This window comes from Planosporangium mesophilum, assembly GCF_016863255.1.
In the GTDB taxonomy this organism is placed as follows: Bacteria; Actinomycetota; Actinomycetes; order Mycobacteriales; family Micromonosporaceae; genus Planosporangium; species Planosporangium mesophilum.
This window is the reverse complement of sequence record NZ_BOON01000043.1, coordinates 71,794-89,744: the sequence shown is the minus strand read 5'-3', so window position 1 is coordinate 89,744 and position 17,951 is coordinate 71,794. Positions and strand designations below refer to the sequence as shown.

Below are 17,951 nucleotides of genomic sequence, written 5' to 3'. Positions count from 1 at the left end.
AAGCCGGTACAGGCCGACCGCGTCGCCGAGTCGCTGCGGCGGGTGCTCGCCGGGCGCCTCGTCGGGGTGCACCCGGCGGTCGCCGGCGCGCGGGACCGGGCCGACGACCCGACGATCCCGGTCGAGCTGGCCGGTACGACCAGGATGCTGCCGCGCTCCGCCGTGCGGTGGGTCGAGGCGCAGGGCGACTACGCCCGGCTGCACACGGCCGACGGCTCACACCTGGTACGGGTACCGCTGGCGACCCTCGCGGAGCGCTGGGCGGACGCCGGGTTCGTCCGGGTGCACCGGTCCTACCTGGTACAGCTCAAGCTGATCACCGAGCTGCGGCTCGCCAACGGCGGCTACGTCGTGGTCGTCGACGGCCGCGAGCTGCCGGTGTCCCGCCGGCACACCCGCGAGCTCAAGGACCGGCTGGTCCGCGCGGCCAAACAGAACTGGGGCGGCTAGAAGATCTCGGCCGGGTCTATGACCAGCGGGAACGGCTCGTCGGACTTCCACTGCTCGCCGGGGCGTACGACCGCCCGCTCGGCGTACGCGCCGTCGTCGCCGAGGACCAGCACGGTGAGCGTCTGCTCGTCCGGGTCGGCGATCCAGTACTGCGGGATGCCGGCGACCGCGTAGTAGTGCCGCTTGGTGACCAGGTCGTGGCCCCGGTTGGAGCTCGAGAGCACCTCGATCACGATCGGCACGTCGGATGGGTGCAGGTGGTCGGCCTCGCGCTGGTTGAACGCGGCCTCGACCACGAGCAGCGCGTCCGGCTCGAAGTAGGTGGCGCCGCCGCGCACCTTGACGCCGCTCTCCATCGACGTCAGCAGGTGCTCCGGCGCCTGCCGGGTGAGTAGCCTGCAGAGCTTGGCCGCGATTCCGTTGTGGTACACACCGGCGCGTGGGCTCACCACCAGACTCCCGTCGATGATCTCGTACTTCATCGTGTGGTCCGGTGGGAGCCGCTTCAGGTCGTCCACGGTCCAGGGCTCGCCGTAGCGAGGCAGGGCCAGCGGGCTGATGTCCACCGTCATGCCTCCGATCCTCGCGGGCGCGGCCGGCGTGGCGCCACCTCCACAGTAGCTTTCCACATGCCAAGTTCCGGCCTTGACAACCGCCGTCAGCGGGGCGTCACCGTGACGTTCCCGCTGCCGGTGTGCAGCTTGATCAGGTGGGCGGCCGACGGGTCGTTCGGTACCCGTACGTCGGAGTCGCCCGAGGTCGTGGTCGCCGTGACCCGGTAGCTCTGCCCGCTCGGCACGGTCAGGTGGACGTCGCCGCTGTCCGTGTCGGCGTCCACGTCCTGCGCGGTGGCCAGCGCGAGCACGGCGTTGCCCGACCCGGTGTGCGCCTTGGTACGCGAGCCCCGCAGGTCGCTGGCGGCCATGTCCCCGGATGCGGTCTCGACGGTGGCCGCCCCCGCCACCCCGGCCAGCCGTACGTTCCCGGAGCCGGTCCGGCCGGTGACGCTGCCGGCCACGTCGGCCACGTCGATGTCGCCGGACCCGGCGCCGACCGTCACGTCGCCGGACGCCCGGCGGATCGTGATCGTCCCGGAGCCGGCCTCGACCGATGCCGTCGCGACGTCGGTCAGACTGAGGTCGCCGGAGCCGTTGTGCCCGGAGACCCGCAGCGCCCGCGGCGCGGTCACCTCGTAGTCGACCGAGCAGTTCGGCCCGCACGACGTGTTCAGCGTCAACGTGTCGCCCTGCACCGAGTCGGCCGCCCCCGGCTTGCCGTCGCGATACCAAACGCGTCGTTTCACGTGAATCGAACCGTCGGACGACGCCCCGGAGATCGTCACCGACCCCGACCCGCCGGTGATGGTGACCGCGGCGATGCTGCCCGCCATCGTCCGCTCGTCGGTGAACTGCTTGCCGGGCACCACGTTGCAGCCACTCAGCGATGTGACGATCAGTACCCCGGCCCCACCCGCAACCATCCTCTTCATTCTCGACAAGCTAGGGGCGGGAGGACCTGACGGGCATCGGGGACACTCCCCCAGTCAGCCCTGATTGCCTCCCGCTGGCGTGAGCGCCAGCCGGGCACCGACCGCCTTCCGTAGCGCCGCCTGTACCCGGTGCGATGGTTCGTCGGCGTCGACGACGGTGAACGAGGCGAACTCCGGCAGCGACCGGAGCGCCGCGTCCGAGGCGGACAGGTACGACAGCGACTCCCAGTCGGTGCCGCGCCGCTCGATGCGCCGTTGTGCCTCGGCCGGCGTGACGGCGAGGAAGCAGACCAGGTCCGGTCGGGGAAACACCGAGTACAGGGCGCGGGCGAACCGCTCGCCCCGGTGGGCGCGGACCCGGATCATCGCGTACTGGCAGAACGAGTACCGGTCCATCACCGCGACCCGCCGCGACAACCGCGACGACACGACCGCCCGGAAGATGTTCAGCCAGCGCAGCAGCGCCTCGACGGCGAGGAAACCCCGACGCCCGAGCAGGTCGACGGCGTCGGCGCGGCCGAGCCGCTGCGCCAGCCGGCCGAAAAACATCCGGCCACCCGGGTTCGCGAAGTGACTGGCGGCGACGCCGCAGGTGGTCAGCCACTCGGCCAGCATCTTGGCTTGCGTGGTCTTGCCGGATCCGTCGATCCCGACGAGCGCGACAATCACGGGGTGGGCCATGCCCTACGACGGTAACGCCGCCGCGCACGTGGGTTACGGGAGTCGGCTCGGGGCCGCGCCTCCACCGAATGTTCACACCGACCGCCGATCCTCTCCACGCCGAGTCAATAGAGTTCGCCGGTATGAGCCGACGTCGGGTACTGGTCGTGGATGACGAGCGGACGATCGCCGAGTCGGTCGCCGCCCGCCTGAGAGCCGAGGGGTTCTCCGTCGAGGTCGCGCACGACGGCCCGACCGCGGTCGCGAAGGCGCAGGCGACGCCGCCGGATCTGGTGGTACTCGACGTCATGCTGCCCGGCTTCGACGGGCTCGAGGTGTGCCGGCGCATCCAGTCCGAGCGGCCGGTACCGGTACTGATGCTGACCGCCCGCGACGACGAGACCGACCTGCTGGTCGGGCTGGCCGTCGGGGCCGACGACTACCTGACCAAGCCGTTCTCGATGCGGGAACTGGCGGCGCGGGTACACGCGCTGCTGCGCCGGATGGAGAAGGTGACGCGCACGAGCGGTGACCCCGAGGCCGGCCCGCCGATCACCATCGGCGACCTGGAGATCAACCGCGCCGAGCGCCGGGTACGCCGGGCCGGCGTCGAGGCGCATCTCACGCCGACCGAGTTCGACCTGCTGGTACACCTGGCGAGCCGGCCCCGGGCCGTCCTGCCGCGCGACCGCCTGCTCGCCGAGGTGTGGGGCTGGGCCGACGGGATGGGTACCCGTACCGTCGACAGCCACGTCAAGGCGCTGCGCCGCAAGCTCGGCGCGGACCTGATCCGGACGGTGCACGGCGTGGGGTACGCGCTGGAGGTGCCCCGATGATGGAGTTCCTCCCCCGCCCGCTCGACCCGCTGCGCTCGATCAAGGTCAAGCTCGGCGTCACGCTGGTCGGCGCGGGCGCCGCCGGTATCGCCGTCTTCTCGTACGGCATGGGGTTCTTCCCGCCGAAAACGGCGTTGACCGCGATCGTCGTCGCCCTCGTCACGTCCCAGGCGCTGGCCAACGGCATGACCGCGCCGCTGCGGGAGATGACCGCGGCAGCGCGCGCCATGGCGCGCGGGGACTACAGCCGCCGGGTCCGCGCCACCTCGCGCGACGAGGTCGGACAGCTCGCGGCCGCCTTCAACCAGATGGCCGCCGACCTCGCCTCCGCCGACCAGCAGCGGCGGGAGCTGATCGCGAACGTGTCTCACGAACTGCGTACCCCCATCTCGGCGCTGCGGGCCGTGCTGGAGAACATCGTGGACGGCGTCGCCGCGCCCGACCCGGCGACGCTGCGGACGGCGCTGGCCCAGACCGAGCGACTGGGTCGCCTGATCACCGAACTGCTCGACCTGTCCCGCATCGACGCCGGTGTCCTCGCCCTCGACCTCGAGGAGTTCGCCGTAGCCGACCTGTTCGCCGACGTCGTGGCCGAGGCCGAGGTCGCGGCGGGAGCGCGAGACCGCAAGATCGGCTTCCGGATCGAGGTCGTACCGGCCGACCTCACCGTCCACGCCGACCGCGAGCGGCTGCACCAGGTCGTGGTGAACCTGCTGGACAACGCCGTCCGGCACGGCCCGGCGGACGGTACGGTCACGGTCCGCGGCTTCGCCGAGCCCGCCGGCGTGGTGATCGAGGTCGCCGACGAGGGGCCCGGGATCCCTGCCGAGGAGCGGGAGCGGGTCTTCGAGCGGTTCACCCGCGGGGGCAGGTCCACCGGCGGCGGTACCGGCCTGGGCCTCGCGATCGCCCGCTGGATGGTGGAGCTGCACCACGGCGGCATCTCGGTCGCCGACGCGGAGGACCCGCCAGGCTGCCGCATCAGGGTCACCCTGCCCGGTCCCGACTCGACCTGAGGTTCACCACCGGCCCGGTCACCGGGCCGGCCCACCCCCATATCCAGTACGAGCGGTCCGCCGTGGGCGATCGCTGGCGCTGAACGCTGCCCCGGAACAGGAGTGACGCCCCGATGGAAGACAGGCCGAACCAGGTTGAGCACGGTGCGGAGGAACCGACGGGGGTAGCCCCTGACCAGGACCCCGGTGCCCCGCCGACGCCTGCGCCCGCGGCGGTAGCCCCGCCGCTTGCGCCGGCGCCGCCGCACCCGGCAGCGCCGGCCCTGCCTGCCCTGCCCGTGCCCCCGCCGCCGAGGCGTCCGTCGTCGTTTCCGGCCCGACTCTGGGAACCGGCGCAGCGGCCACCCGGGGGTCGGGTGCTCGGCGCGGTGCTCGTGGCCGCGCTGGTCGCGGCCGGAACGATCACGCTCGACCGGCCCGGGCTGGGCTGGCTGCTGACCGGTACCGCCGTGATCGCGATCGTGGCCGCCGCGAGCGTCGAGTTCCAGGTGCGGCCCGACGTCGGCCGGTGTCTGTGGGCGGCGGCCGGGATCGCGCTGCTCGCCGCCGGTACGGTCCGCGCGGCCGGCTGGCTGTTCCTGCTCTGCCTACCGGTGGCGGCCCTGTGCGCGGTCCAGGCGCTCGCCGGCGCGGCATCGGTACGGGCGATGGTCGCGGGAGTGGTGGCGGCTCCGGTCGCGGTGATCCGCGCCCTGCCGTGGGCGGGCCGGGGCGCTCGCGAGCTGTCGCCGCGGGGCCGACCGGACTCGGTCGGCCGGGTGCTCGCCTCGGTCGCGGTGAGCGCGGTGCTGCTGGTCGTCTTCGGCGCCCTGTTCGCCAGTGCCGACGACGCGTTCGCCCGGGTGCTCGCCCGGATCGTTCCCGACTTCGACCTCGGCGGCGCTCCGCGGGGGCTGTTCCTGTTCGTCGTCGTCGGGCTGGCCGGGACCGGGATCGCCTACCTCGTCGCGGCGCCACCGCGCCTGGCCGAGCCGGCCGAGCCGAGCAGGCCGCTCCGGCTGGTCGAGTGGGCGCTGCCGCTCACCCTGCTCGACGCGCTGTTCGCGCTGTTCGTGCTGGTACAGGTCACGGTGCTGTTCGGCGGGCGGGACCACGTACTCCGCCCCGGCGGCCCGAACTTCGCACAGTACGCCCGCGGCGGGTTCTGGCAACTGCTCCTGGTCACGATGCTGACCCTCGCGGTGATCGGCGTGGTGGCGTGGGCGGCGCCCCGCTCCCGGCGGCGCGACCGGACCGCCATCCGGGTGCTGGTCGGTACGCTCGCGGCCCTCACCCTGGTCATCGTCGCCTCGGCGATCACCCGGATGGCCCTGTACGAGCAGGTGTACGGCTACACCCGGCTGCGCCTGCTGGTCAGCGCGGTCGAGCTGTGGCTCGGCCTGCTGTTCGTGCTGGTCCTGGTCGCCGGCGTGCGGCTGCGGACCCGCTGGCTGCCGCGGGCGGTCCTCGCGAGCGCGGTGGTCGGGCTGCTCGCCTTCGCGGCAGCCGACCCCGACCGGTTCATCGCCGGCCGCAACGTCGACCGGTACGAGCACATCGGACAGGTGGACCTGTACTACCTGTCGACGCTGTCCCCGGACGCCGCGCCCGAGCTGGCCCGGCTGCCGGAGGGCAAGCGGGGCTGCGCGCTTCAACCGATCAGCGCACAGGTACGCGAGCAGCGGGACGCCTGGTACAGCTACAACGCCGGGCGGGCCGCCGCCCGCGCGATCCCCGCACCCGGGCCGTGCACCCTCCCGTGATCACGGGAGGTCGCGGGATTGCCTGCGAGGCCACCGGCTAGCAGACTCCCGGCATGGTCACCGCACCGCCGCCCCGGACCCCGGCCGACGCCCCCGAGCGGGTACGCGTCGTGCTGGCCGAGGTGGCCCGCTCCAAGACGGCCGGGCACACGCGGACGGAGTTGGAGGAGCAGAGCCAGATCGGGGAGGCGCTGGTACGCGGTCTGGTCCGTACCCAGCTCGCGCTCTCGCTGCGGCTCGCGGCCGTGGTGGCGGTCGGACTCGGCGGGCTGCCGCTGCTGTTCGCCGTCGCGCCGGCGGTGGCACGGACCCGCCCGTTCGGGATCGCCCTGCCGTGGCTGCTGCTCGGGGTCGTCGCGTACCCGTTCCTGTGCGCCGTCGGCTGGGCGTACGCCTACCTCGCCGAGCGCACCGAGCGGGACTTCACCGCGCTGGTCGAACGGCCCGAGAAGTGAACCCGTACGCCCTGCCCGCCATCGTCGCCGTCACCCTGGTGACGGTCGGCATCGGCGCGTACGGGCTGCGGCTGGCGCGTACCACGTCGGACTTCCTGGTCGCCTCCAGAATGGTCAGTCCCCATTGGAACGCGGCGGCGATCGGCGGGGAGTACCTGTCGGCGGCGAGCTTCCTCGGCGTTGCCGGGCTGGTACTCAAGGAAGGCGTCGACATGCTGTGGTACCCGGTCGGCTTCGCCGCCGGGTACCTCGCGCTCCTGCTGTTCGTGGCGGCGCCGCTGCGCCGGTCGGGCGCGTTCACCCTGCCCGACTTCTGCGAGGTGCGGCTCGGTTCCCGGCCGCTGCGCAAGCTGGCGACCGTGTTCGTCCTGTTCATCGGCTGGTTCTACCTGGTACCGCAGTTGCAGGGTGCGGGCCTGACGCTGCAGACGGTCACCGGCGGCCCGTACGCGCTCGGCGCCGTCCTGGTCGGCGTGGTGGTGACCGCCAACGTGGCGCTCGGCGGGATGCGCGCGATCACGTTCGTGCAGGCATTCCAGTACTGGCTGAAGCTGACCGCCCTGGCCGTACCCGTGTTCTTCCTGGTCGTGGCGTGGCAGCACGACGGTCGCCCGGCGCTCGCGCCCGGCACGACCGCGTTCAGCCAACCGACCACCGTCGAGCTCAGGAACGACGCGGTGCTCACCTTCACCACCGGGACGACCGTGGACGTGCGCGGCGAACTCGACGGGGAGCCGACCACCGCAGCGGTCGACCTCGGCCCGGGCCGGCACACCGTCGCCGCCGGCGGCACCCTGCGCTTCCCGGCGGGCGCGCCGGTGCCGGAGGTCAGCGGCGTCGCCAGCGAGTCCGGCCTGGCCTGGCTGCTGCCCGCCGGCGCGAACGGTCACGGGCTCTTCGCGACCTACTCGCTGATCCTGGCGACGTTCCTGGGGACGATGGGCCTGCCCCACGTACTCGTGCGGTTCTACACGAACCGCGACGGTGCCGCCGCGCGCCGCACGACGCTGGTGGTGGTCGCCCTGGTGGGGGCGTTCTACCTGCTGCCGACCCTGTACGGGGTGCTCGGCCGGGTGTACGTGCCGCAACTGCTGATGACGGGGCAGACCGACGCGGTGGTGCTGCTGCTGCCGGGCGCGGCGCTCGGGTCGGGGCTCGTCGGGCAACTGCTCGGCGCGCTGGTCGCGGCGGGGGCGTTCGCGGCCTTCCTCTCCACGTCGTCGGGGCTGCTCACGTCGGTCGCCGGGGTGCTGTCGACCGACGTGCTCGGCCGCGGCTCGGTACGGGACTTCCGTTGGGCGGCGATCGTGGCCGGACTGGTACCGCTGGGTCTGGCGCTGCGGGTGTCCGGGCTCGACGTGTCGCAGGTGGTGGGGTTGGCGTTCGCCGTGGCCGCGTCGAGCTTCTGCCCCCTGCTGATCCTCGGTATCTGGTGGCGCGGGCTCACCGCGGCCGGCGCGGCGGCGGGCATCGTGGTCGGCGGTGGCGCCTCGGTCGGCGCGGTGCTGTTCACGGTGATCCTCGGCCCGGGCGATCGGGGCTGGGCCGGAGCGCTGCTCGCCCAGCCGGCGGCGTGGACCGTGCCGCTGGCGTTCGCCGTGATGGTGGTGGTCTCGCTGGCGACCCGGAGACGGGTACCGGCGAGCGTCGGCACGACGATGCTGCGCCTGCACGCCCCGGACGCGCTGGGTCTCTAGATCGCCTTGACGGCCGTGATCGCCGTGATCGCACAACTTCCCGGAAGTCGTTACCTCACGAGGGTCCCGAGACCACGCCTCCCGCATCGGAGGTTGTGGCGATCAGAGGGAGCGATCCGCTCCCTGGACGCGTAAGGCGACGTCGGCGTGCGACCCAGATGGGTCGCGCCGGTTCTTTTTTCCCTAGCTGGGGAATCACGCGATCGCAGGACGGCGCGGTTGTTGGTAAATGTCCGTTTGATGCGGGAAAATGGCGAACTGTGGAAGCAACCGAGATCCGGAAGCTGGCGGCGCTCGAGGACAAACATTGGTGGTACCGGGAGCGTCGCGCCCTCCTGGCTCGCGCCCTGCGCAAGGTCGGCCCGCCCGGCCGGGCGCTCGACGTCGGTGCGGCCGGCGGCGGCAACACCCGGGTACTGAGAAAGCACGGCTGGCAGCCGCTCGCGCTCGAGTACAGCGAGTCCGGGGCCGAGGTCGCGCACGAGCGGGGCCTCGACGTCATGCGGGCCGACGCCCGGTTCCTGCCGCTGGCCAGCAGCTCGATGGACCTGGTCGTCGCCTTCGACATCATCGAACACATCGAGGACGACGTACGCGCCGCGGCCGAGTTCCGGCGGGTACTGCGGCCCGGCGGTCAGGCCCTCATCGCCGTCCCCTGCGACATGCGCCTCTGGTCGGCGCACGACGTGGCCGTCAGCCACGTGCGCAGGTACTCCCGGGAGACGCTGACCGAGACGATCACGAAGGCCGGCCTCGTCATCGACGAACTGTGGAGCTGGAACGTACTGCTGCGGCCGGTCGCCGCGTGGCGGCGGAAGAAGTCGACCGGAAGCGACCTCGACGACCTCAACGGTCTGGTCAACGGGGGGCTGACGGCGATCATCGCCGCCGAGCGGTACCTGCCGGTCAAGTCGCTGCCGGGGGTCTCGCTCATGCTCCGGGCGCACCGGCCCGACTAGCCCGATCTTTCTTGCTTGAACGTGAAGGAGGGCGCCCCACGTGGGGCGCCCTCCTTCAGTCGTTTCGAAGGTTGCCTAACGGAGCCGCGAGGGGATCGTCGCCCGCAGCGGCGGCGCCGTCGGGCCGGGCACCGATCCGGTCGGCCGCGCGTTGCTGGCGTCCCCGGCGCGCGCCTGAGCGGCCGGGTTGATGATGATCTTCGCGGTGTTGTTGCTCTTGTTGGCCTCGTCCACCCCGGTCTCGACGGTGAACGTCGCGGACGTCTCGCCGGGGGAGTCGATGCGCAGCCCCAGGGTCCAGGTGTAGGTGCCGCTGACGTCGATCACCGGGAGGGGGGTGTAGCAGAGGTACTCGGCGGCGCCGAGCGGGTTGTCCTGACCGTTGCTCGGCCAGCAATGGGCGGGTACCGAGACGACTGTGGTGCCCTTCGGCACGGTCACCCGTACCTCCGCGGCGGCGCCCTCCGTGAGGCCCAGCCGGGCCGGTCCCAGGTTCGTGATGCCGACCGTCACGTTCACCGTCGTACCGACGGCGCCCGTGACGCTCGTGCCGGTCGCGGCCACGTCGGGGCGGTTGGTGCCGGTGACGTCGATCGTGGCGAACGACAGGTTGTCGCTGCTGTCGGTGTCGGTCTGGGTCTGCGTCGACGCCTGCGCCTGGGCCCCGGTCCCCGGCGTGCCCGTCGCGGTCGGCTTCGCGACGAGGTGAAGCTCGCCCTCGGTACCCGGGGTCAGCGTGCCGGGCGGGAACTGCTCGTTCAGCCAGTCCTGGGCGTCCGTTTCGGTCTCCCAGTGCAGATACGCGCCGAAGCTTCGCGGAGCCGGGGTGTTGGACCGCGTCGCGAGCCCCATCGGCTCCGACAAGGTGTACTCCCCGCCGGGCAGCAGGTCGTCGGTGAAGTGGCAGACCGCCCGTTGGTCGGCGTACCCGCAGTTGCTGTACCGCTTCGTGTACGTGAAGGCGTCCCACGGCAGGGAGACGTCGAAGACGGCCCGGTGCACCGTGGCCGTGCCCGAGTTACGCACGGTCGCGGGAAGGGTCAACCGCCCGCCCGGTGTGGTCTGCACGGTGGCGCCGGGGCCGGAGCTGAGGTTCACGCTCTCCGCGATGGTGACCGCCGAGGTCTTGACCAGCGGGGCCTGGTCGCGCGCGGTGAGCGTGATCGTCACGTCGCCCTTCTGGTCGGGCTGCGCGCTGCGGACGGGGGTGAAGGTCAGGTCGAACAGGCCCATGCCGCCGTTGCCGGCTTTGAAGATCAAATCGCCCATCGAGCACGTGATCGAGGTGGCCGCGGTGGTGCAGGTCGTCCCGGCGTCATACGGGTACGGGTTCGGGGCCACCGACGCGACCCCGGCCAGCCCGCTCGTGTCGATCGACACGACGGTGTCCTGCAGCACCAGGTCGGCGTCACCGTGGTTGGCGAGCTGGACGCTCTGGGCCTTGCCCGTCGAGTCGCCGGGCAGGATGAGGTTGGGGAAGTAGAGCCGAGGTGCCGGCGCGGCGGCAGCCTGGGCAGCGGTCGGAGACGCGCCCGCGATGACGAGAGCGGCACCGGCGCACGCCCCCAGCCAGGTCAGCGCGCGCCGACCACGTGATGGTGTCACGTGTGTTCCTTCCGTGATCCGGATGATGCGACGATCATATTGAAGATCACCGCTGGCCACGACTGGCCGGAAGGCTGAAAGCGGCTCAGAGAAAGTCGGCCGGGTCGATCGCGAGCGGGAACGGCTCCTCGGACTGCCACACCTGGCCCGGCTCGACGACGGCGCGGTCGGCGTAGCTGTCGCCGTCGAGGGTGAGCACCGTCAGCCTGCGGGCCTTCGGGTCCACGATCCAGTACTGCGGGATGCCGCCACTGGCGTAGTAGTGCCGCTTGAGCACCAGGTCGTTGCCGGGGTTGGACGGTGACAGCACCTCGACGGCGAGCAGCATGTCGTCCTGGTCGAGCTGATCGGTGTCCTTGTCGAGGGAGACGGCGCGGATCACGCAGAGGTCCGGGATGAAGTACGTCCGGCGGCTGTGGATCGTCACCCCGGCACCCTCGACGATCATCAAGTCACGGGGAGCCTGGGTCAGGAGCAGGTTACGCAGCAGTGTCGTGGCGCGGACGTGGCGTAGCGCAGGTGCTGGACTCACCAGGAGACTCCCGTCGAACAGCTCGTAGCGCACGCCGATGTCCGGAAGCTGGTACAGGTCGTCGACGGTCCAGCCGGCGCTCGGTGGCACGAGGGACTCGGTCATGGTCATGCCCCCATCCTGGTGGAGCGGCCGACGCGTTCGGTGGTTGTCCACATGCCACTTTACGTGTCCACAGGCGGCGGATGCGCACTTGACAACACGGCGGGATACCGTCGAGCGGTGACGGAGAGCGCGCTCGTACTGCGGGGGCTTGTCAAGCGGTTCGATCGGGTGACCGCGGTCGCCGGGGTCGACCTCGACGTACCGACCGGATCGTTCTACGGCCTGCTGGGCCCGAACGGCGCAGGCAAGACGACGACCCTGTCGATGGCGGTCGGGCTGCTGCGCCCCGACGCGGGCAAGGCCTGGGTCCTGGGCCACGACGTGTGGTCGGACCCGGTCGTCGCCAAGGGGCTGCTCGGCGCGCTGCCCGACTCGGTGCGCATGTTCGACCGGCTCACCGGCGGCGAACTGCTGGCCTACGTCGGGCTGCTGCGCGGCATGGAGACCGGCGTGATCGAGACGCGCACCGCCGAACTGCTCGACGTGCTCGGACTCGCCGACGCCGGCCGTACCCTCGTCGTCGACTACTCGGCCGGGATGAAGAAGAAGATCGGGCTGGCCTGCGCGCTGCTGCACGCGCCGCGACTGCTCGTCCTGGACGAGCCGTTCGAGGCGGTGGACCCGGTGTCCGCGGCGCTCATCCGCGACATTCTCAACCGGTACGTGGCCGGCGGCGGGACCGTCATCTTCTCCAGCCACGTGATGGAGGTCGTGGAGCGGCTGTGCAGCCACGTCGCGATCCTCGCCGGTGGGGAGATCAGGACGGTGGGCACCCTGGAGGAGGTCCGGCAGGGCCGGCCGCTGGAGGACGTGTTCGTGAGCGTCGTGGGTGGCCGGGTGGCGACCGGGGCTGAGCTGTCGTGGCTGTAGCAGAGGCGACCGCGACCGGGCAGCGGGTCAAGACGGTCCACTTCGTACGATTGAAGCTGCGCCTGATGCGCAACGGCCTGCGTGGTCAACCGTGGCGGATCGCGCTGTTCATCTCCGGCGTCGTCGTCGGGGTGGGGGCGGCGGTCGGCGGGTTCGGCCTGTTCACCGCCGCCGCCGTGACCGGGGGCCGTACCGGCCTGGTCATGACCGGCTTCGCCGGCGCCGGGTTGACGCTCTCCTGGCTGCTCATGCCGCTGCTCTTCTTCGGAGTCGACGAGACCATCGACCCGGCCCGGTTCGCGCTGCTGCCGGTGCGGCGCGGCGTCCTCCTGCGCGGGATGCTGGCCGCGGCGGGCGTGGGCATCCCGTCGCTCGCGACGGCGGTGGCGCTGCTCGGGTCGGTCGTCGGCACGGCGGTACGGCACGGCCCGGTCGCCGGGGTGGCCCTGGTCGGCGCGGTACTCGCGCTGCTGACCTGCGTCGTCGGCAGTCGCGCCCTGACGAGCGCGTTCGCGTCGATGCTGCGGTCGCGCCGGGTACGGGACCTGGCCGCCATCCTGCTCGCGGTACTCGCGTCCTCGATCGCGCCGCTGCAGTTCGCGGTCTCGTCGCTGATCTCGCACGGCGACCTCGACCGGGCCGCCCGGATCGCCGGGGTCCTGGCCTGGACCCCGCTCGGTGCGCCGTACGTCGCCGCGGCCGACGCGGCCGACGGGCGCTGGGGGACGGCTCTGGTCCGGCTGGCGATCGCCGCCGGGTCGGTCGGGGCGCTGCTGGTGTGGTGGTTCGGCACCCTCGAGTCGGCCATGATCGGCGTCGCGGCGGGCGCACGCTCCACGAACCGGTCGGGCCCCCCGGTCCGCGCGGTCGTCGCTCTGTTCCCGGCCCTGCTGAGGGTGCTCCGGCCGGGCCGCTTCAGCGGGCTGGTGGCCCGGGAATGGCGGTACTGGTGGCGCGACCCGAGGCGGCGCGCCAACCTGTTCTCGGTGACGATCGCCGGCGCGGTCCTGCCGGCGGTGTTGCGCGTCGGGCCGGCGGCCGAGCACGGTGGCACCCCGCTGCCGCTGGCCGTGGCGTTCAGCGCGCTGATGGCGGCGCTGGTACTGGCCAACCAGTTCGGTCTGGACGGCACGGCGTACGCGCTGCACCTGCTGGTCGGTGTGCCGGGCCGGGTCGAGCTGCGCGCCCGCGCGCTCGGGCTGGTGCTGCTGATGGTCCCGATCCAGGTACTGGTCACGGTGGCGGTCGCCGTGCTGACCGGGGCGGCCGCGCAGTTGCCCGCGGCGCTGGGCGTGGTCGTGGCGGGCGTGGGGCTGTCGGCCGGCGCCTCGGCCCTGGCTTCGGTGCTCGCCCCGTACCCGTTCCCCGAATCCACCAACCCGTTCGCCGTCAGCGGCGGTACCGGTGGCCTGCGCGGGCTGCTCGCCCTGGCGGGTTCGCTCTCCGCGGCGGCGGTGCTGGCTCCGCTGCTGCTGTTCGCGGTGCTCACGGACGGCCCGGTCGCCGGCGTGGTGGTACTGCTCGCGGGGCTGGTATGGGGTGGAGCCGGGCTGGTGATCGGCACGCACGTCGCCGGTGACATCCTCGATCGGCGGGGACCGGAGATCCTGGCCGCCGTCACTCCCCGTCGATAGGGACTGCCCGTCATGACCATCTCGCCGTCCGACCCGTTCGCCACCCCCGATCACCTGCGCTCGCCCGTACGCCGGCTGCGCGGCCGGCTGCCGTCGGCGGTGACGCTGTGGACGGCGCCCGGGCCCGCGGGTCTCACCGTCTCCTCGACGATGGTGGTCGACGGTGAGCCCGGCCGGCTCCTCGGTGTGCTCGATGAGGAGTCCGAGCTCTGGGAGGCGATCGAGGACGCCGGCCGGTTCGCGGTGACCGTACTGACGTCGCAGGACCGCCAGCTCGGCGACCGGTTCGCCGGGCTGATGCCGGCGCCCGGCGGGTTGTTCGCCGGCGGCGACTGGGAGGAGACCGGGTACGGGCCGGTGCCGGCCGGCCGGACCGGCTGGGCCGGCTGGGCCGGCTGCCGGCTCGACCAGGCCCGGCCGATGGGGTGGGGACTGCTGGTCGAGGCCACGATCGAGACGGTGGACCTGGGCGAGGCGCAGCCGCCGCTGGTGCACTACCGGGGCCGGTACCGCGAGCTGTCCTGAGCCGGCGGCAGCCGCACCGGCAAACGGCGCCGGCACGGCAACTCGGCGCACGGGAAGGTCGTTTCGGCGCAGCGGCGGACCGGGACCGGCTTGGGACCTTCACCGCCCTCTATCCGGTTCCTACCGTCCGGGGCGGACGGCCTCCGCGTCGTGACGGCACGGTGTCGTCCACCGACCATCCCTCACGACAGGTGGTGACCTGATACATGAGCACCGAGACCCCGCCGAGGGACGATCCGGCCGCCGGCTCGTACCTCGCGGTCGAACAGAGTCCCGAGTTCGCCAGCCTCCGCAAGGCGCTCCGTAACTTCGTGTTTCCGATGACCGTGGCGTTCTTCGTCTGGTACGCGCTGTACGTGATCCTGTCGGCCTACGCGCGCGACTTCATGGGCGTGAAGATCGTGGGCCACATCAACGTGGCGCTCGTGTTCGGGCTGCTGCAGTTCGTGTCCACGTTCCTCATCGCCTGGCTGTACTCCCGGTACGCCAGCCGCCGGATCGACCCGCTCGCCGAGCAGCTCAAGGCGCGGGTGGAAGAAGGAGCCCGCCGATGAACCCCATCCTGCTCGCGGCCGACAGCGGCAGCTCGGCCCGCAGCCTCACGATCACCCTGTTCGTGATCTTCGTGCTGATCACGCTCGGGATCACGGTCTGGGCCAGCCGGCAGACCCGCAACGCGACCGACTTCTACGCGGGCGGCCGCTCGTTCACCGGTTTCCAGAACGGCATGGCGATCGGCGGCGACTACATGTCCGCCGCCAGCTTCCTCGGCATCGCCGGCATCATCGCGCTGAGCGGCTACGACGGCTTCCTGTACTCGATCGGCTTCCTGGTGGCGTGGCTGGTCGCGCTGCTGCTCGTCGCGGAGCTGCTGCGGAACTCCGGCAAGTACACGATGGCCGACGTGCTGGCGTTCCGGATGCGGCAGCGGCCGGTACGTACCGCCGCCGCGGTCTCCACGATCACCGTGTCGATCTTCTACCTGCTCGCCCAGATGGTCGGTGCGGGTGCGCTGGTCGCGCTGCTGCTGGGGATCAAGCCGGGTGAGACCTTCCTCGGCATGGACGCCGACACGGCCAAGGTCGCGACGATCGTCTTCGTCGGGGTGCTGATGATCGTGTACGTCGTCGTCGGTGGCATGAAGGGCACCACGTACGTGCAGATCGTCAAGGCCTTCATGCTGATGTGCGGCGCGATCCTGATGACGCTGCTGGTGCTCGCCGTGTACAAGTTCAACCTGTCCAGCCTGCTGGGCGAGGCGGCCACGAAGTCCGGCAAGGGCGCCGCGTTCCTGGAGCCGGGTCTGCGGTACGGCAAGGAGGTCGCCGGCGACCCGACGCAGACCTTCTACAACAAGATGGACCTGCTCTCGCTCGGCATCGCGCTGGTGCTGGGCACGGCCGGCCTGCCGCACATCCTGACCCGGTTCTACACCGTGCCGACCGCCCGCGACGCCCGCAAGAGCGTGCTCTGGGCGATCGGTCTGATCGGCGCGTTCTACCTGATGACCCTCGCGCTGGGCTTCGGCGCGGCGGCGCTGGTGGGCGGCGCGGCGATCACCAAGCAGGACAAGGCCGGCAACACCGCGGCCCCGCAGCTCGCCCAGGCCCTGGGCGAGAAGTACCTGGGCGGCGGTACCGGCGGCTCGGTCATGCTCGCGGTGATCGCGGCGGTCGCGTTCGCCACGATCCTCGCCGTGGTGGCCGGCCTGACGCTGGCCTCCTCGTCGTCGCTGGCGCACGACTTCTACGCCAACGTCCTCAAGCGCGGGCAGACGTCGGAGCGCCAGGAGGTCCAGGTCGCCCGGATCTCGGCGTTCATCATCGGCGCCGTGTCGATCGGTCTGGCGATCTTCGCCCAGAGCCTGAACGTGGCGTTCCTGGTGGCGCTGGCGTTCGCGGTCGCCGCGTCGGGCAACCTGCCGGCGATCCTGTACTCGCTGTTCTGGAAGCGGTTCAACACGGCCGGTGCCACGGCGGCGATCTACGGCGGTCTGGTCTCCGCCGTACTGCTGGTGTTCTTCTCCCCGGTCGTGTCCGGCTCGCCGACGGCGATGTTCCCGCACAACGACTGGCACTGGTTCCCGCTGAGCAACCCGGGTCTGATCTCGATCCCGATCGGGTTCCTGTGCGGCTGGCTGGGCACGCTGCTGTCCCGCGAGCCCGCCGACGAGGCGAAGTACGCCGAGATGGAGGTCCGTTCGCTGACCGGTGCCGGAGCGCACTGAGCGACGATTCACCAACGGGCGGGCCGGTTCGAACCGGCCCGCCCTTCGCGTCATCGGGTGCCGTCACCGGCCCGCCCCGTGCTTCGCCGGCCCCGTTGTCCGACGGTAGGCTCTCCCGCATGGCGGATGCGCGACAGTACGGAGAAGGTCACCGGATCCTGGTTACCGGAGGTGCCGGGTTCGTCCCCTCACATCTGGTGGACGCGTTGCTGGCCCGCGGCGCCGAGGTCGTCGCGGTCGACAACTTCATCACCGGTAGCAAGGACAACGTCGCCCACCTCGCCGACCACCCTCGGTTCACGCTGGTCGAGGCGGACGTCTCCCAGCCGCTGCCGTCGGACGTCCCGGCGCTCGCCGCCCGGTTCGACGCGATCATGCATTTCGCCTCCCCCGCCAGCCCGACCGACTTCGCCCAGATCCCGGTCGAGATCCTGCGGGTCGGCTCCGTCGCGACGCTGCAGTTGCTCGACCGCGCCGTCGCCGACCGGGCCCGCTTCGTCATGGCGTCCACCTCCGAGGCGTACGGCGACCCGCTGACGCACCCGCAGCCGGAGACCTACTGGGGCAACGTCAACCCGATCGGCGTGCGCAGCGTGTACGACGAGGCGAAGCGCTTCTCCGAGGCGGCGACCATGGGGTACCACCGCTTCCACGGCCTCGACGTCGGCATCGTGCGCATCTTCAACACGTACGGGCCGCGGATGCGCCCGGACGACGGCCGAGCCATCCCGACCTTCATCTCGCAGGCGATGCGGGGCGAGCCGATCACGGTGCACGGTACCGGCACGCAGACCCGCTCGGTCTGCTACGTCGACGATCTCGTCCGGGGCATCGTGGCGCTGCTGGACTCGGGCGAGACCGGCCCGATCAACTGCGGTACCGAGCACGAGATGACGATGCGGCAGCTGGCCGAGACGATCGTCCGGCTCACCGGAAGCTCCTCGGAGATCACGTACGTCCCGCGCCCCGCCGACGACCCGGAGAAGCGCCGGCCGGATCTCACCCGGGCCCGCACGCTGCTCGGGTACGAGCCGACCGTCGGCCCCGAGGAGGGCCTGCGGCGCACGATCGACTACTTCGCCGGCCGGGCCTGACAACCCTTCGTTTGTACGAGAGACGAATAGACCTGGCGCTTGGACTGGCGTCACC

18 protein-coding genes are annotated in these 17,951 nt (G+C 71.8%); 13 read left to right on the top strand and 5 right to left on the bottom strand.

Annotated features, from left to right (window positions below; all coding sequences use genetic code 11):
• Positions 1-450 (top strand): LytR/AlgR family response regulator transcription factor (locus Pme01_RS22530; protein ID WP_203935805.1); only part of this gene is annotated, 450 nt, incomplete at its 5' end.
• Here Pme01_RS22530 and Pme01_RS22525 read toward each other — a convergent pair.
• The 3 genes from Pme01_RS22525 to Pme01_RS22515 all read right to left on the bottom strand — a co-directional run bounded on the left by Pme01_RS22525 (position 447) and on the right by Pme01_RS22515 (position 2,620).
• Complete coding sequence (locus tag Pme01_RS22525; RefSeq protein WP_168113745.1) at positions 447-1,022, bottom strand: Uma2 family endonuclease; 576 nt, start codon at positions 1,020-1,022, stop codon at positions 447-449. The genes Pme01_RS22530 and Pme01_RS22525 overlap by 4 nt on opposite strands.
• An 86-nt stretch (positions 1,023-1,108) precedes the next feature.
• Complete coding sequence (locus Pme01_RS22520) at positions 1,109-1,939, bottom strand: DUF4097 family beta strand repeat-containing protein (RefSeq protein ID WP_168113746.1); 831 nt, start codon at positions 1,937-1,939, stop codon at positions 1,109-1,111.
• A gap of 54 nt (positions 1,940-1,993) precedes the next feature.
• Positions 1,994-2,620, bottom strand: a complete 627-nt coding sequence (locus Pme01_RS22515; protein ID WP_168113747.1) for a dTMP kinase — start codon at positions 2,618-2,620, stop codon at positions 1,994-1,996.
• 122 nt (positions 2,621-2,742) lie between these two features.
• On the opposite strand from Pme01_RS22515, the gene Pme01_RS22510 reads away from it, so the two are divergent.
• The 6 genes from Pme01_RS22510 (at position 2,743) to Pme01_RS22485 (ending at position 9,304) form a co-directional block, all read left to right on the top strand.
• The gene (locus tag Pme01_RS22510) at positions 2,743-3,435 is read left to right on the top strand and encodes a response regulator transcription factor (protein ID WP_168113748.1); all 693 of its coding nucleotides are present in this window, start codon (positions 2,743-2,745) and stop codon (positions 3,433-3,435) included.
• Positions 3,432-4,451 (top strand): HAMP domain-containing sensor histidine kinase, encoded by a 1,020-nt coding sequence (locus Pme01_RS22505; RefSeq protein WP_168113749.1) that lies wholly within the window; start codon positions 3,432-3,434, stop codon positions 4,449-4,451. The genes Pme01_RS22510 and Pme01_RS22505 overlap by 4 nt, the downstream gene beginning before the upstream one ends.
• 356 nt (positions 4,452-4,807) lie before the next feature.
• Positions 4,808-6,193 (top strand): DUF4153 domain-containing protein, encoded by a 1,386-nt coding sequence (locus tag Pme01_RS22500; protein WP_168113750.1) that lies wholly within the window; start codon positions 4,808-4,810, stop codon positions 6,191-6,193.
• A 53-nt stretch (positions 6,194-6,246) separates the two neighbouring features.
• Positions 6,247-6,648: a DUF485 domain-containing protein gene (locus tag Pme01_RS22495; protein WP_168113751.1), complete on the top strand. Its 402-nt coding sequence runs from the start codon at positions 6,247-6,249 to the stop codon at positions 6,646-6,648.
• Positions 6,645-8,345, top strand: a complete 1,701-nt coding sequence (locus Pme01_RS22490) for a sodium/solute symporter (protein ID WP_168113752.1) — start codon at positions 6,645-6,647, stop codon at positions 8,343-8,345. Before Pme01_RS22495 ends, Pme01_RS22490 begins: the two co-directional genes overlap by 4 nt.
• A gap of 260 nt (positions 8,346-8,605) precedes the next feature.
• Positions 8,606-9,304 (top strand): class I SAM-dependent methyltransferase, encoded by a 699-nt coding sequence (locus Pme01_RS22485; protein WP_168113753.1) that lies wholly within the window; start codon positions 8,606-8,608, stop codon positions 9,302-9,304.
• A 75-nt stretch (positions 9,305-9,379) separates the two neighbouring features.
• Here the strand turns inward: Pme01_RS22485 and Pme01_RS22480 are convergent, their stop codons facing one another.
• Both Pme01_RS22480 and Pme01_RS22475 read right to left on the bottom strand, forming a co-directional pair.
• Positions 9,380-10,909 carry a COG1361 family protein gene (locus Pme01_RS22480; RefSeq protein WP_168113754.1) on the bottom strand — a complete coding sequence of 510 codons (1,530 nt, stop codon included), beginning with the start codon at positions 10,907-10,909 and terminating at the stop codon, positions 9,380-9,382.
• Positions 10,910-10,994: 85 nt separating this feature from the next.
• Entirely contained in the window at positions 10,995-11,552 is a 558-nt protein-coding gene (locus tag Pme01_RS22475) for a Uma2 family endonuclease (protein WP_168113755.1), read from the bottom strand.
• Positions 11,553-11,663: 111 nt separating this feature from the next.
• On the opposite strand from Pme01_RS22475, the gene Pme01_RS22470 reads away from it, so the two are divergent.
• From Pme01_RS22470 to Pme01_RS22445, 6 genes are all read left to right on the top strand, one after another.
• Positions 11,664-12,416 (top strand): ABC transporter ATP-binding protein, encoded by a 753-nt coding sequence (locus tag Pme01_RS22470; protein ID WP_239088395.1) that lies wholly within the window; start codon positions 11,664-11,666, stop codon positions 12,414-12,416.
• A complete protein-coding gene (locus Pme01_RS22465; RefSeq protein WP_168113757.1) occupies positions 12,407-14,050 on the top strand; it encodes an ABC transporter permease in 1,644 nt (547 codons plus the stop codon). The genes Pme01_RS22470 and Pme01_RS22465 overlap by 10 nt, the downstream gene beginning before the upstream one ends.
• 12 nt (positions 14,051-14,062) lie before the next feature.
• Positions 14,063-14,575, top strand: coding sequence for a flavin reductase family protein (locus tag Pme01_RS22460; RefSeq protein ID WP_168113758.1), 513 nt, complete (start codon positions 14,063-14,065; stop codon positions 14,573-14,575).
• Between the two features lie 206 nt (positions 14,576-14,781).
• Positions 14,782-15,129, top strand: a complete 348-nt coding sequence (locus Pme01_RS22455) for a DUF485 domain-containing protein (protein ID WP_168113759.1) — start codon at positions 14,782-14,784, stop codon at positions 15,127-15,129.
• Positions 15,126-16,802 (top strand): monocarboxylic acid transporter, encoded by a 1,677-nt coding sequence (locus Pme01_RS22450; protein ID WP_168113760.1) that lies wholly within the window; start codon positions 15,126-15,128, stop codon positions 16,800-16,802. The genes Pme01_RS22455 and Pme01_RS22450 overlap by 4 nt, the downstream gene beginning before the upstream one ends.
• A 119-nt stretch (positions 16,803-16,921) precedes the next feature.
• Positions 16,922-17,896, top strand: coding sequence for a UDP-glucuronic acid decarboxylase family protein (locus tag Pme01_RS22445; protein WP_168113761.1), 975 nt, complete (start codon positions 16,922-16,924; stop codon positions 17,894-17,896).
• The last annotated feature ends 55 nt before the right edge of the window (positions 17,897-17,951 follow it).